This is a genomic window from Paraburkholderia sp. Cpub6 (assembly GCF_014201065.1).
Classification (GTDB): domain Bacteria; phylum Pseudomonadota; class Gammaproteobacteria; order Burkholderiales; family Burkholderiaceae; genus Paraburkholderia; species Paraburkholderia tuberum.
Genome location: NZ_JACHDM010000055.1, coordinates 1 through 14,371, shown reverse-complemented (window position 1 = coordinate 14,371; position 14,371 = coordinate 1). Strand labels below are relative to the sequence as shown.

At 65.4% G+C, this 14,371-nt stretch carries 10 protein-coding genes and 2 pseudogenes; 4 read left to right on the top strand and 8 right to left on the bottom strand.

Features of this window, described 5'->3' with window-relative positions; all coding sequences use genetic code 11:
- Nucleotides 1-311 precede the first annotated feature (311 nt).
- Nucleotides 312-1,146, top strand: a pseudogene (locus HDG33_RS35975) (dihydrodipicolinate synthase family protein).
- A gap of 472 nt (nt 1,147-1,618) precedes the next feature.
- Here the strand turns inward: HDG33_RS35975 and HDG33_RS35970 are convergent.
- From HDG33_RS35970 to HDG33_RS35940, 7 genes are all read right to left on the bottom strand, one after another.
- On the bottom strand, nt 1,619-3,199 hold the full coding sequence (locus tag HDG33_RS35970; protein ID WP_184040928.1) for an aldehyde dehydrogenase (NADP(+)): 1,581 nt from the start codon (nt 3,197-3,199) through the stop codon (nt 1,619-1,621).
- Complete coding sequence (locus HDG33_RS35965) at nt 3,199-4,197, bottom strand: amidohydrolase (protein ID WP_184040924.1); 999 nt, start codon at nt 4,195-4,197, stop codon at nt 3,199-3,201. The genes HDG33_RS35970 and HDG33_RS35965 overlap by 1 nt, the downstream gene beginning before the upstream one ends.
- Nucleotides 4,175-5,122: a YncE family protein gene (locus tag HDG33_RS35960; protein ID WP_184040922.1), complete on the bottom strand. Its 948-nt coding sequence runs from the start codon at nt 5,120-5,122 to the stop codon at nt 4,175-4,177. The genes HDG33_RS35965 and HDG33_RS35960 overlap by 23 nt, the downstream gene beginning before the upstream one ends.
- Before the next feature lie 93 nt (nt 5,123-5,215).
- Nucleotides 5,216-6,508 carry an MFS transporter gene (locus HDG33_RS35955; protein WP_184040920.1) on the bottom strand — a complete coding sequence of 431 codons (1,293 nt, stop codon included), beginning with the start codon at nt 6,506-6,508 and terminating at the stop codon, nt 5,216-5,218.
- A gap of 193 nt (nt 6,509-6,701) precedes the next feature.
- On the bottom strand, nt 6,702-7,619 hold the full coding sequence (locus tag HDG33_RS35950) for a dihydrodipicolinate synthase family protein (RefSeq protein WP_184040918.1): 918 nt from the start codon (nt 7,617-7,619) through the stop codon (nt 6,702-6,704).
- A 2-nt stretch (nt 7,620-7,621) separates the two neighbouring features.
- Entirely contained in the window at nt 7,622-8,794 is a 1,173-nt protein-coding gene (locus tag HDG33_RS35945) for an L-rhamnonate dehydratase (protein ID WP_184040914.1), read from the bottom strand.
- Nucleotides 8,795-8,860: 66 nt separating this feature from the next.
- Nucleotides 8,861-9,907 carry a 4-hydroxythreonine-4-phosphate dehydrogenase PdxA gene (locus tag HDG33_RS35940; protein ID WP_184040910.1) on the bottom strand — a complete coding sequence of 349 codons (1,047 nt, stop codon included), beginning with the start codon at nt 9,905-9,907 and terminating at the stop codon, nt 8,861-8,863.
- A 171-nt stretch (nt 9,908-10,078) separates the two neighbouring features.
- Here HDG33_RS35940 and HDG33_RS35935 point away from each other — a divergent pair, with 171 nt between their 5' ends.
- Nucleotides 10,079-11,056, top strand: a complete 978-nt coding sequence (locus HDG33_RS35935; RefSeq protein WP_184040908.1) for a LysR family transcriptional regulator — start codon at nt 10,079-10,081, stop codon at nt 11,054-11,056.
- On the opposite strand, the gene HDG33_RS35930 is transcribed toward HDG33_RS35935, so the two are convergent.
- Entirely contained in the window at nt 11,023-11,256 is a 234-nt protein-coding gene (locus HDG33_RS35930) for a hypothetical protein (RefSeq protein ID WP_184040905.1), read from the bottom strand. The two genes, HDG33_RS35935 and HDG33_RS35930, sit on opposite strands and share 34 nt — an antisense overlap.
- 347 nt (nt 11,257-11,603) lie before the next feature.
- On the opposite strand from HDG33_RS35930, the pseudogene HDG33_RS35920 reads away from it, so the two are divergent.
- Nucleotides 11,604-12,767 (top strand): annotated as a pseudogene (locus HDG33_RS35920) (aldose epimerase family protein).
- Nucleotides 12,764-13,525 (top strand): ABC transporter substrate-binding protein, encoded by a 762-nt coding sequence (locus tag HDG33_RS35915; RefSeq protein WP_184040901.1) that lies wholly within the window; start codon nt 12,764-12,766, stop codon nt 13,523-13,525. Before HDG33_RS35920 ends, HDG33_RS35915 begins: the two are co-directional and overlap by 4 nt.
- The last annotated feature ends 846 nt before the right edge of the window (nt 13,526-14,371 follow it).

Below are 14,371 nucleotides of genomic sequence, written 5' to 3'. Positions count from 1 at the left end.
GCGATCGGTCCATGGGAGCAATCCGTCAAGCGTATGAAAAATGCGAGCAGGGAGGCTCGTTTACGCGTCCAATTCACCGAACTGAGTGTCGATTCGCTTCGTCATCCAGAAAATTCGACGCCATCTCGCCCGCAACTTGGGCAGTTGGTCCATTGATCAGCGTTTCCCTAGCGCTATATCAAATAGCCGCGCAAACCCGATCTTGTGCGGCTCAATCGAATCAGGACGGAGACAGGAAAGATGAAGATCAAGCATGTCCGCGCACGCGTTTTCGAGTGGCAAGGCAAGGTCGTGCCGCCGCAGGCGCACTTCTGTACGAACGCTGTCGATGTCCTCCAGGTCAGAAGCGCGCGCTCGATTTCATGATTGACGCGGGCTCGAACGGCCTATGCATTCTCGCGAACTTCTCCGAGCAGTTCGTATTGAGCGATGTGGAACGCGAGATCGTGCAACGCACCGCACTCGAACATGTCGCGGCCCGCGTGCCGGTCATCGTCACGACCACGCATTTCAGCACGCACGTATGCGCCGAACGCAGCCGCGCGGGCACAGGATGCGGGCGCGGCAGTGGTCATGATCATGCCGCCCTATCACTGCGCGACCATTCGCGTGGGCGAGCGCGGCATCCACGAGTTCTACGCGACGGTGTCGGACGCCATCGACATTCCGATCATGATTCAGGACGCGCCCGTTGCAGGCACGCCGCTGTCCGCGCTCTTCCTAGCGAAGCTCGCTCGGGAGATCGAACATGTGTCGTACTTCAAGCTAGAAACCGCGCAGGCCGCTTCCGAGCTGCGCGAATTGATCGAACTGGGTGGCGATGCAATCGTTGGTCCGTGGGACGGCGAAGAGGCCATCACGCTGATCCCCGATTTTGATGCGGGCGCAACGGGCGCGATGACGGGCGGCGGCTATCCCGACGGCATCCGCAAGATAGTCGATTCGTATGCTGCGGGCAACGTCGATGAAGCCGCGGAGCTGTGTCAGCAATGGCTTCCGCTCATCAACTACGAGAACCGTCAGTGCGGACTTGCCGCGTGCAAGACGCTGATGAAGGAAGGCGGCGCGATTCGTTCGGATGCAGTGCGGCATCCGCTCATGCCGATGCATCCGACGGTGCCAAGCACGACGAAGCCCGACATGTAAGAGCCCGTCGAACGATAAAGCATGCCGACGAGAAACCCGCGATCGTGCCGCCGCCCGCACCGATGCCATTGATGATGCCCGATGCCGGTCCAATCGCATGCGTCTCGATCGGCGATTGAAAAATGGACCAGATGTTCGGCGTACAGCTGCTTGCATAAAGCAAGCTTCGCATAGCCGCTGCTGACCACGGCAAAAGCATCATCAATATGCTGGGAATGAGCAAGCCGAGCGCGGCAATGAGAACGCGTTTGCCCGTTCTAGCGGTCAGTCAGGACGTGAAGCTTGGCGCCGGCACCAACGGAGTGGGCTTCGACGTCGGCATGGGCGGGAGGTTCGGCGAAGGTCGATCGACAGGCGCTCATCATAGCCGACGACGCGCAGGCGACGCCTCAGGACAAAATCCCGCGCCAACGCCGCGACGCGCGGATCGCGCGCGCATGCGGCGCGATCCGCGATTGCATCGTGTGCAGGGTCAGCCTTGGCCGAGCCGGCCGTCGCGCACCCGCCAGAGATCCAGCGGGTTGTCGTCTTGCAGCGCTGGCGGCAGCAGTTCCGCAGGTAGATCCTGATAGCAAACGGGCCGCAGAAAACGCTCGATCGCCATCGCGCCGACCGATGTCGTGCGCGGATCGGACGTCGCCGGGAACGGCCCGCCATGCACCATCGCATGCGACACCTCGACGCCGGTCGGATAGCCGTTCGCGAGAATCCGTCCCGCCTTGCATTCGAGCGTCGGCAGCAGGCGCCGCGCGAGCGCGACGTCGTCCGCCTCGACGTGCAGCGTCGCCGTGAGCTGCCCTTCGACGTGCTCCGCGAGCGCGATCATCTCGTCGACGTTCCTGCAGGTCACGATCAGCGACGTCGGCCCGAAGATCTCGTCCTCGAGTTGCGGGTCCGACACAAACGCTTGCTGCGTCGTCGCGAACAACGCCGGGCACGCGGCGCTTTTCGCGTCCGTGTCGGCGCCGCGCGCGAGCGCACACACGTTCGCGCCCGCCGCACGCTCGGCGATGCCGTTCGCATACGCGGCTGCAATGCCGGCGGTCAGCATCGTCTGCGCGCCCTTCTGCCTGAGCGCCTTCGCAGCCGCATCGACGAACGCCTGCGTATCTGGCCCGTCAAGCACGACGACGAGCCCCGGATTTGTGCAGAACTGCCCGACGCCGAGCGTCAGCGAATCGACGAACCCGCGCGCGATCTCCGCGCCGCGCTTCGCGAGCGCGCCCGGCAGCACAAAGAACGGATTGATGCTGCTCATCTCCGCATACACCGGAATCGGCTCGCGACGCTTCGCGGCGGTGTCCATCAGCGCGAGGCCGCCGCCGCGCGAGCCGGTGAAGCCGACCGCCTTGATCGCCGGATGCGCGACGAGCACCTCGCCGGTCGCGTTGCCCGCGCCGATCACGAGCGAGAACATGCCTTCAGGCAGCCCGCACGCGCGCACCGCCTGCTGGATCGCGCGCCCGACGAGCTCCGACGTGCCGAGATGCGCGGGATGCGCCTTCACGACGACTGGGCACCCGGCCGCGAACGCGGATGCGGTATCGCCGCCCGCGACCGAGAACGCAAGCGGGAAATTGCTCGCGCCGAACACCGCAACCGGCCCGACCGGAATCTTCTGCAAGCGCAGATCCGCGCGCGGCAGCGGCTTGCGCTCGGGCTGCGCGGGATCGATCGTCGCGGCGAGCCAGCGCCCGTCGCGTATGTGCGACGCAAAGAGCCGCAATTGCCCGACCGTCCGCCCGCGCTCGCCTTCGAGCCGCGCGACCGGCAGTGCCGATTCCTGATGCGCGCGCTCGATCAGCGCGTCGCCGAGCGCGAGAATGTTCTCGGCGATCGTCTCGAGAAAGCGCGCGCGCGTTTCGAACGGCGTCGCCCGGAACGCATCGAACGCCGCGTGCGCGAGCCAGCATGCGCGATCGACGTCGTCCGCGCTGCTCGCGCCGAACGGCGGCTCGAGCGTCGTGCCGCGCGCCGGGTCGAACGCGAACATCGTCCCTTCCGCACCGCGTACCGACGCGCCGCCAATCAACATCTCTCCGGTGATCTGCATCATCGTCCTGTCTGTGTGTCCAGTTTGCGAGGTTCGTCGAGATCGATCCGGTAGATCCGGATCGCGTTGTCATGCCAGATCGCGCGGCGTGCCGCGTCGCTCAGCTGCCGCTCCGCCATCGCGGCCGCGAACGTCTGCACCAGCGCCGGATACGCGATCCGCAATCCGGCGACCGGGAAGTTGCTCGCGAACATGCAGCGTTCGGCGCCGAAGATCGCGACCGCGTCGCCGATGATCCGGCGGTTCTCCGCGTCGTTCCATGCGGCGTCGCGCAGCCCGAATTCGGACAGCTTCACCGACACGCGCGGCTGCTCGGCGAGCGCCTCCATCCCGCGCCGCCAGCGCGCGAGGCCGGTGTCCGAACGGTCCCAGGGCAGCCCCGCATGTTCGAGCACGACGTCGGCGGCCGGCGCATCGGCGAGCCGCGCGGCCGTTTCGCCGAGATGCCAGAACGGCACGCGCAGATCCCAGCGCAACCCATGCGCGGCGAGCCGTTCGAGCGCGCGCGGCCAGCGCGGGTCGCTCAGCGTGCCAGGGCCGTCGACCGTGGCGTCCGGCGTCGCCGACGTGCGCGGCTTGAAGCGCACGCCGCGCACGAGCGGATACGCGGCCTGCTCGGCGAGGCGCTCGTCGGCATCGTCGGCGAGCAGGTCGACCCACGCGACGACGGCCGACGGAATCGGATGACGCGCCGCGACGTCATGCAGCCAGCGCGTTTCCGCGAGCGCGTCGTCGCGCAGACACTCCGCCTCGACGTGCACGCTCGCGACGACCGGCGCGCCGCCGGCCGCGCGCCGGAATTCGTCCACGTCGAAGTCGTTGCACAGGACCGCGTAATCGCCGAGGATGAAGTGCCCGGGATCGTACGCGCCCTGCAGCCATGGATAGCGGACGTCGCCGTTCAGGCGCCACAAGTGATGGTGCGCGTCGACGATCGCATCGGGCAGCGCGAGCGCCGCGTCGTCCGCGCGCGGATCAGCGACCGCCTTCGAGCACATAGGACGCGTCCGGCTCGCGCAGCGTCGGCATCTCGTTGACGAAGCACCACGCAGTCAGGTCGAGCTCGCGCACGTGATCGTCCTGGAACGACACGTACGCGGCGGGCCGCGACGGATGGAACGACAGCGCGGTCGGATTCGCGGGCAGCGCGATGCGCTCGATTTCCTCGAGCCGCTCCGCGTCGAACACCGAGATCGACCGTTCGCCCGAATTCGTCAGCAGCAGCAGATCGCGGCCGTCGGCCGAGCTCGTCCTGTAGATGCGGTTCGGATCGTTGCGCGTCTTCACGCGGCGGCCGCAGGTCATCGTCGCGGTGTCGATCGCGACGAGCGTGTCGTCGCCGCGGTTCGCGACGAAGAGCGTCTTCTCGTCGCTCGACAGAGCGTTGCCTTCGGGGCGCGGCCCCGGCATCACCGCGCGCGGCGTCACCGTCGCATCGCGCGGATCGAACTGCGTGACCGTGTTCGACAGCAGATGCACGCCGTATGCGCGGCCCGCGTCGCGCGTCAACGTGACGAGGTGCGTCTTCACGCCGCCGGACGGCACCGCCATATTCGGCACCGTCTGCTGGCGCGGACGATCGAACACGAGCAGCATGTCGTTCGCCTCGCTCATGGCGTACAGGCGCCCGTCCTCGTCGCTTGCCATCCCGTGCGGCCGGTAATACGGCCACAGGTCGAGCATCCGCGTGAGCTTGCGCTCGTGCAGATCGATCTCGGCGATCCGGTGATCGCCGTCCTGGCCGCGCGTCCACGCGGTTTCAATCCCGAAGATGCCGACGTACGCGAAGCGGCGCTCCGCGTCGACGGTGAACTCGTGCGGGAAGTTCGGCAGCACGACGTGCTTGAGCGCCCCCTTCGTCTCGAGATCGTAGAAGCTGAAGGTATGGGCGCATTTCTGCACCAGCAGCAGGATGTCGTTCATTGTGAATCTCCGTCCTTCGAGGTTTCGCCGCGGCATGCATGTCGTGCCGCGGCGAGTGTGGGTTCGTTGCGATCGCAACCGTCAGTCGGTTTCTCAGTCCTCGCAGCGCTTCGGCAGCGTCAGCGCGAGCAGGCCGGCCACCGCGAGCGTAACCGCAAGGCTGTACACGCCGGCTGCCGAGCTCACGTGCTGGGTCAGCACACCGACCGCGTACGGACCGCAGAAGCCGCCGAGGTTGCCGAGCGCGTTAATCAGGCCGCGCGCACTGCCGGCGGTCTCAGGGCTGCAGAGCTTCGGCGGAATTGCCCAGAACACGCCGGCCGCAGCCTGCAGAAAGAAGCCACAGCCGATCAGGAACGCGAACGACACGAGCATTGTCTCGTGTGTCAGCACCGACAGCGCGAGGCATGCGGCGAAGCCGACGAGCGGCAGCAGCACGAACAGGCGGCGCTTGCCAGTCCGGTCGGACAGATACGACGTCGCGAACATGCCGACTATCATCGCGATGTACGGCAGCATCGCGAGCAGGCCGATCTTGCCCATCCCGGTGTGCGTGAGGTTCTTTAGCAGCGTCGGCAACCACATCGTGTAGCCGTAGATGCCGACCTGGTAGCAGAAGTTGATCGCGATCAGCAGCCAGATCGTCGGGTTGCGCATCATCGCGCCGAACGACGCCGCGTCCGGCTTGCCCGACGCTCGCTTGCGCTCCTGCTCTTCGCGCAGCGCGTCGAGGATGTACGCCTTCTCGCGCGGCGACACCCAGCGCGCGGTCCCGGGGCCGTCGTCGGCGAATAGCATCCAGACGATCAGGAACAGCAGCGACAGCACGCCCGTACTGAAGAACAGGTGGCGCCAGTCGAACGCGGCGAGAATGTAGCCGGACAGCGGCGCGGTGATCATCCCGGCGAGCGGCACGAACATGATGACCATTGCGTTCGCGCGCCCGCGTTCGCGATCAGGGAACCAGTTGCTGACCATTGTCAGCACGACCGGCAGCATCCCGCCTTCGGCGACGCCGAGCAGGAAGCGCAGCGTCAGCAGTTGCCACGTATGCGTGACGAGGCCGGTCAGCCCCGACAGCGCGGCCCAGCTGATGAGCGACCACGCGATGAATTTCTTGCCGCTGCCGAGCGCCGCGCGCTTGCCGCCGGGAATCTGGAGGAACAGGTAGCCGAAGAAGAAGATCCCGCCGGCCAGACCGGCCATCGTCGCGTCCATGCCGAGATCGGCGTTCATCCCGCCCGGCATCGCGAACGCGATGTTCACGCGATCCATGTAAGAGATGATGCACGCGAGCAGCAGCGGCGGAATCACGCGCAGCCAGCGGCGGCGTGGAATGGCTTCGCCGGTGTCGTAAGCCGGGTTGGCCGGGGTCAGCACAGTCATGGTGTCTCCAGTTTTGGTGGTCGGCAGCGACGGACTTCTGATGGACCGCCTGTCACGCCGTGACGAACCGGCACGGAGCCGGCCGCCCGCGCGGAACGCATGTGCGTTCCGCCTCTGCGCGGACGTCTGCCCGTCCGCGCGGCAAACGCGGTTCGCACATGGAACCGCGAAACGCGTGCCGCGCTAAGGGACCTCAGCGGCCCCAGCGCAGCACGAGCGGATCGAGCCAGCGCGCGGCGTCGAGCAGCCCAGCGCGAACCTGCGGATGCAGCTCGGGCCACGGCGCGCGCGCCTTGTCGCACGCGATCACGCCGCCCTCCATCATTAGCGCCTTCGCGGTCAGGAAGCCTGCCTGGCGATTCTCGTAGTTGATCAGCGGCAGCCAGCGCGTGTACTGCGCGCACGCTTCGTCGCGGTTGCCCGCAAAGTACGCGTCGGTGATCTGGCGAATCCCGTCCGGATAGCCGCCGCCCGTCATCGCGCCGGTCACGCCCGCGTCGAGATCGGCGAGCAGCGTGATCCCCTCCTCGCCGTCCCACGGACCTTCGATCGCCTCGCCGCCGAGCGCGATAAGCTCGCGCAGTTTCGACGCGGCACCCGCGGTCTCGATCTTGAAGTACGACAAGGCCTCAATCTGGCGCGCGAGCTTTGCGAGGAACAGAGCGGACAGTGTCGTGCCGCTCGCGGGCGCGTCCTGGATCATCAGCGGGATGTCGAGGCCGCCGGTCACTTCCTCGAAGAACGCCTGGATCTGCGCTTCGGACACACGGAACGTCGCGCCGTGATATGGCGGCATCACCATCACCATCGCGGCGCCCAGCGCCTGCGCGTGACGATTGCGTTCCGCGCAGATACGCGAGCTGAAGTGCGACGTCGTGACGATCACCGGCACACGGCCGGCGACGTGCTCGAGCGTCGTGCGCGTGATCAGTTCGCGCTCATCGTCGCCTAGCGAGAACTGCTCCGAATAGTTCGCGTGGATGCAGATCCCCTGCGAGCCCGCGTCGATCATGAAATCGAGGCAGCGGCGCTGGCCGTCGAGGTCGAGCGCGCCGTCCTCCGTGAAGATCGTCGGCGCGACTGGGAACACGCCTTTGTAACGAGCTTTCATGATCACTCCACGATCTCGAACTGGTCGAGGAACTCGGTCTTCAGCGTGAGGCCGAGGCCCGGCACGTCGTCGCGCAGCTGCAGGTAGCCGTTCTCGGCGACCGGCTCGCCGTCGAAGATGTAATAGAACAGCTCGTTGCCGACCTCGACGTCGAACATCGGGAAGTACTCGCTCATCGGAGACGCGAGCGTGCTCATCGTCAGGTGATAGTTGTGCATCTGGCCCGCATGCGGGATCACCGGCACGCTGTACGCCTCGCACAGCGCGTTGATCTTGTGCGCCATCGTAATGCCGCCGACGCGGTTCGTGTCGTACTGGACCACCGATACCGCCTTGCGGTCGAGCAACTGCTTGAAGCCGTACAGCGTGAACTCGTGCTCGCCGCCCGAGATCGGGATGCTCGTCAGCTGGTTCAGCTCCGCGTAGCCGTCGATGTCGTCGGCGATCACCGGCTCTTCCAGCCAGCGCGGCTGATACTTCTCGAGCTTAGGCAGAATCCGTTTCGCGTACTCGAGGTTCCAGCCCATGTAGCACTCGAGCATCAGGTCGTTGTCGTAGCCGATCACTTCACGGACCGCGGCGACCGACTTCAGGTTCTCGACGACGCCCTGCTGCCCGTGCGCGGGCCCGTAGCCGAAGCGCATCTTGAACGCCCGGAAGCCTTGGTCGAGGAATTTCTGCGCCTCAGCCTGCATTTCCTTCAGGTCGGTGCGATAGAGTTTCGAGTAGTAGCACGGAATCTTCTCCTTCGTGCGGCCGCCGAGCAGCTTGAAGACCGGCTTGCCGACGCTCTTGCCGAGGATGTCCCAGATCGCGATGTCGACACCCGAGATCGCGGCCATCCCGATCCCCTTGCGGCCCCATGCGTGCGTCGCGCGGTACATCCGCTGGTTCAGGTATTCGTAGTCCCACGGGTCCTGGCCGATCACGAGCGGCCCGAGGTACTGGTCGATGATCACCTTCGCGACCTGCGGTGCGAGCGCGACGTTGCCGTAGCCAACGATCCCGTCGTCGGTCTCGACTTCGACGACCGTCCACGAATGGAAACGGAACGTGCTCATCGTTTCCTGCGGCGCGTACAGCAGGTCCATCGCGTTCGCGCAGAAATTGCCCTGCGGCGGCACGGTCTTGCCCTTCCATTGGAAGACGCGGGCGCGTACGGACTTGATCTTCATTACGGTGTCTCCTGAGATTCGATGTGTTTCGATGCGTCGTGAAGCGCGTGGGCAGCCGGGCGGCCGTTACGCGGAAATCGTCTGCTGCCGGCGCGCGGCGCCCATCCGGCAAGCGATCTGCAAGGCCTGCCAGGTCGCGCCGACGTCGGCGGTACCGCGGCCTGCAATGTCATACGCGGTGCCGTGCGCGGGCGTCGTGATCGGCACCGGCAGCCCGCCCTGCACGGTCACGCCGCGCGAGAACCCGAGCAGCTTGATCGCGATCTGCCCCTGGTCGTGGTACATCGTGACGATCGCCTGGTAATCGCCGGCCTGCGCCTTCAGGAAGATCGTGTCGGCCGGGAACGGGCCGTGGAACGGCGCATCGGTCGGCCAGTCGCGCGCCTGCAGCTTCGTCACCGCGGGCTCGATGATGTCGATCTCTTCGCGGCCGCAGCTGCCGCCGTCGCCGCCGTGCGGATTGAACGCGGCGATCGCGACCTTCGGCGCCGCGATGCCGTTCGCGAGCAGCGACCGGTAGATCAGCTCCGACGCCTGCTCGATCCGCTCGATGCTCAGGTAGCCCGGCGCGTCCTTCAGCGGCACATGCGAGGAGATGCGCGACGTCCACAGCTCGCCGAGCGTGTTGAATTCGCAGAAGTAGCCGGTCACGCCGAGGTATTCGGCGAAGTGGTGGAGCTCGTCCTCGTGCTTCAGGCCGCCGAGCTTCATCGCGTGTTTGTTCAGCGGCGCGAAGCAGATCGCGTCGACCTCGCCGGCGAGCGTGGCGTCCATGCACAGGTTCAGCACGGTCAGCACCGAGCGGCCGCCGGCCGCGCAGACCTCGCCGACCTTCACTTGTGCCGGGTCGATTGTGTCGACTTCGACAAGCGCGGGACACGCGATCGACGGCCGGTTGCGCGCGGCGGCGAGCGACGCGATCGGCTCGACGTCGACTTGCACGCCGGCGACGCGCTGACCGGCTTCCCACAGCCAGCGGTCGCCGACCAGCACCAGGTTCGCGCGGGACGCCGCATCGGGGCGCGCGAGCAGCTTCGCGATCAGCTCGGCACCGATGCCGGCGGGATCGCCGAGCGTCAGCGCGATGACGGGCAAGGTCGACGGGGCCGTCATGCCAGTTCTCTCGCGTGCGCCGCGCGGTGCGCGACCGTTGACTTCGTCTGCATAATGCGTCTCCGTTTTCGCCGGAATCCGGCTGTTCCTGATAGGGGTTCATGCTAGGTAGACGGACCGTGCCCGTAAATTGAAAACTCTTGATGAATCGATAACCTGAGGTAATCAAATATGGGCTCGATCGACAAACGCGACTCGACGCCGCAGCTGCTGAACCGGCTGCGGATGCGTCAGATCGCGCTGTTGCTCGCGGTTGACGAATGCTCGACGCTGCGCGCGGCAGCCGACCGGCTCGGCCTCACGCAGCCGGCCGCCACGAAGATGCTGCACGAGCTCGAGAACGCGCTCGGTCAGCGGCTGTTCGATCGCGTCGGGCGCGGCCTCGTGTTGAATCCGGCCGGCGAGCGCGTGCTCGGCTACTTTCGCGGGATCCGTGGCAGCATGGAGGCGCTGAACCGCGAGCTCGCGGAGCTGCAGCTCGGCAGCGCCGGGCGGCTCGCGATCGGCAGCATCATGGCCGCGTCGCCGGGACGGCTCACCCAAGCGCTCGTGCAGCTGAAGGCGCGCTATCCGCTGCTCGCGATCGACATCGCGGTCGACACCAGCGACCGGCTGATGCCGCAATTGCAGGAAGGCGTGCTCGAGGTCGTGATCGGCCGCGACGCCGGCAGCGACTGCGTGTTCCGCGCGGTCGACGACGAGGCGCTCGCGGTCGTCTCCGGCCGCAACCATCCGCTCGCGGGCGCGGGGCCGGTCGGGTTCGAGGCGCTGCTCGAGTATCCGTGGATCCTGCAGCCGGGCGGCAGCCCGGCACGCGAGGTCATCGAGCGCGAGTTCCTGATGCATCACCAGCCGATGCCGCGCGGGCTGATCGAGACCGGCTCGATGCTGACGACGATGAACCTCGTCGACCGCTCGCAGATGCTCGGCGTGATCCCGCTGACGGTCGCGCAGCGCAACGCGGAGCACGGGCTCGTCGCGATCGTCGACTACACGCTCGCGCAGAAGCTGCCGTCGTACGGCAGCCTCGTGCGGCGCGACCGGCCACTCAGCATCCCCGCGCGGCAATTCCTCACGCTGTTCCATCACGAGGACGACGGCGAGCAGCCGGGGGGTCAGTTGTCCGGCGTCGACACCAGCAGCACGTAAGCCGGCACGTCGGTCGCGCCGGCCAGCGGATGCACGACCGTCGCCTGCACCGACAGCGCCGCGGCGATGTCCGGCGCGCTGTCGATCGTTTCCGTGCGCGTGATCGTCACCAGGCGCGTGGGGCAGCGCAGCGTCTCGCGATACAGCGCTCCGTACCACAGCGGCCTTGTGCGGTGCGCGTCCTCGAGCAGGTCAGACACCGCGCGCCATTGCAGCGGCGGGAACTCCTCGCGATCGCATATGGGGTCGGTCGCGAGCCTGAAGACGATGGCCGAGCAGATCGCGGAGATCGCGCGAAGGCTCGTGAAAGGCGAGCCGCTGCTGAACGTCGTCGACGTCGGTCGCGGTTACTGAGCGGCGTTGCGACGATTGATCCACACGTCGGCGCAATGCCGATCGATAACATACGGATATCGATATATCGCGTGGTTTCATTAGTCAGTTATCGACGATCCCCTGATACTAGGCGCTCACCGGAAGCCCGGAATGGCGCTGCCCCCAGGACCGCCACGCCGGGGAAATCGACAGACAAAAAAGGAGACGAACGATGCTGAAGTTACGTACGTGCGCAGCGCTGATCCTGCTCGCCGGCCTGCCGGCCCTGACCTCGGCGCCCTACGTCGACGTGAAGCCGGCAGGCTATCAGAGCGTGATCGACGGCAAGCAGACCGACCTCTACACGCTGAAGAACAGGCAGGGCATGGTCGTGAAGATCAGCAACTACGGCGGCAAGATCGTCGAGCTGCTGGTCCCGGACCGCAACGGCAATCTGGGCGACGTCGTGATGGGGTTCGACACGATCTAGGACGGAAAGAGGTACAACCCGTCCACCGGCGCGATCATTGGCCGCTATACGAACCGAATCGAGAAGGGCCAGTTTACGATGGACGGCAAGCTGTACCAGCTCAGCATCAACAACGGCCCGAACCACCTGCACGGCGGCAAGAAGGGCTCGAGCTTCCGTGTGTTCGACGCGAAGCAGCTCGACGATCACACGCTGCAGATCAACTACGTGTTCAAGGACGGCGAAGAAGGATATCCGGGCAACTGCAGCCTAAAGGTCGTCTATACGCTGACCGACGACAACGCGCTGAAGATCAGGTACGACTCGGTCACCGACAGGAAGACCATCGTCAACTTCTCGAATCACGCGGGCTTCAACCTGAGCGGAGACCCGAGCAACAGCATCGTGAATCACGTGGTGACGATCGACGCTGATACCTTCACGCCGGTCGTCAAGCTGATCCCGACCGGCGAGCGTCGCAGCGTCAAAGGGACGCCGTTCGACTTCACGAAGCCGACGCGCATTGCCGACCTGATCTACACGAAGGACGATCAGCTGAAACAAGGCCAGCAGCTCGCGAACCCGCCTGCCGAAGGCGGCTACGACCACAACTGGTTTCTGAACAAGCGTCCGGGCGAATTGGGGCTCGCCGCGCGCGTGTACGAGCCGACGTCCGGCCGGGTGCTGGAGATCTACACGACCGAGCCGGCGATTCACTTCTACTCGGGCAACGCACTGCCCGGCACCGACGTCGGCAAGGGCGGCAAAATCTACGGATTCCGCAGCTTCTTCACGATGCTCGCCGAGGATCCGGACGATTCGCCGAACGAACCTAACTGGCCGACGACTGTGCTGAATCCCGGCGAGCGGTTCACGGCGACGACGATCTATCAATTCTCCACGGCGAAATCCGCGGGGACACCATGACGATGAAACGCATCTACGCGACGACGGGCGCCTGCGCGGCGGCCGTCGCGATCGCGTGTCACGCCTTGCCCGCGCACGCGGAAGAGATCCGGCTTGCGGACAACGCGCCATACACGATCGACCCCGTTCGCCATCCGGATGCCGATAGCGGCCACAACGGCTTCTTCCTCGACATCGTCAGGCAGATGGCCGCCGCGATGAAGCGGGACATTGCCGTGAAATTCGTCGGCTGGCAGGACGCGCAGGCCGAAGCGAGGGCCGGGCACAACATCCTCTTCTTCCCGTACTCGCGAACCGCCGAACGCGAGCCGAACTACATGTGGGTACAGAAGGTGTGGGATATCGAAGAGGTCTTCGTGTCGCAGTCGGGCGCCGCCGCCATCGATTCCTATGATGCGGGCAACGCGTTGCGGGCGATCGGCGTCGTGGGCGGGTCGACGGGCCACGCCGAACTGAAGAAGCGCGGCTTCTCGAATCTCGAGCTCTACAGCAACGCGGCCGCCGTCACCGAGGCCGTCGCCGCACGCGAGATGGATGCCGCATACAGCGCTGACATCGAACTGAAATTCGCGTGGCGTGCGGCGAAGCATCCGGGGAATCTCGTCGTCGGGAAGACGCTCGCAAGGCGCGCGCTGTACATCGCCGCGTCGAAGGATTCGCCGGAAATCGATCGCGACGCCTGGGCGAAGGCGTTCGACACGGTCAAGCGTGATGGCGTCGTCGATCGCGCCTACGCGTACTACTTCGGCCAGAAATAGCGAAGCACGGAGCGCAGGTGGCTAAATTGGCCGTCTTGCGCTTCCATCAACGTCACTAATACAAAGAATCAGGAGAGAAACTTTTACTACGAACTCCCCCGCCTTGATCGAGCAGCGAGGGCAAGGTCCGCATCCAACGCTGGTGCTTGATCGGCGCGAACACCGTTCAGCGGGCTAAATAGTCTTTATGAAACCGTCTGTTAAGCGGCCTGCATCAAGCGCAGCGGATCATACCAAGCATGCGACCTGCTTTGGCTATAGCGATGCAAGTCCGTTCGCGCGGAAGACTCCATGCACGCCTTTCGCTAAAGCATCGTTCTGAATTGCGCCCGGAACGTTCAAGCGCCGAAGCTCGCATTGGTCGCGAGCGCGTCCGACCGGACGTGTCCCCTCAGGCTGACATTAAGACCCCGCGCCGTGGTGGACACCTGGCGCGCAGAACCGCAAAGGCCGCTCATGGTGACGTTGCCGACGTTGGATCGTCTTCACGACCCAGCAGGCAAGTGACCGCTCATGGCCGGACGCGGGCCGACGGCGAATGCACCAAACCGACCCAGATCGGTCACCCAAAATGATAGAAAGCAGACATTCAGCTATGGTCGGTCGTGAGATCATGCACAAACGAACGTCAATTCATAGAAGACACTTGCGCAACGCTCGCAGGCCCAGAGCCGGTCGGGCTGAATAGACGGTTTGAACCGCCCCGGGAATCGTGGAGGCTGGTTGGTTTAAGTTAATGCCGGTTCAGCGGCAGTTGTTTCAAGTTGCCGATAGTAGTTTGCCTCAGCTTCAGCGGGCGGGATATAGCCGAGGGGTTCCATCAATCGATGATGATTGAACCAGGCC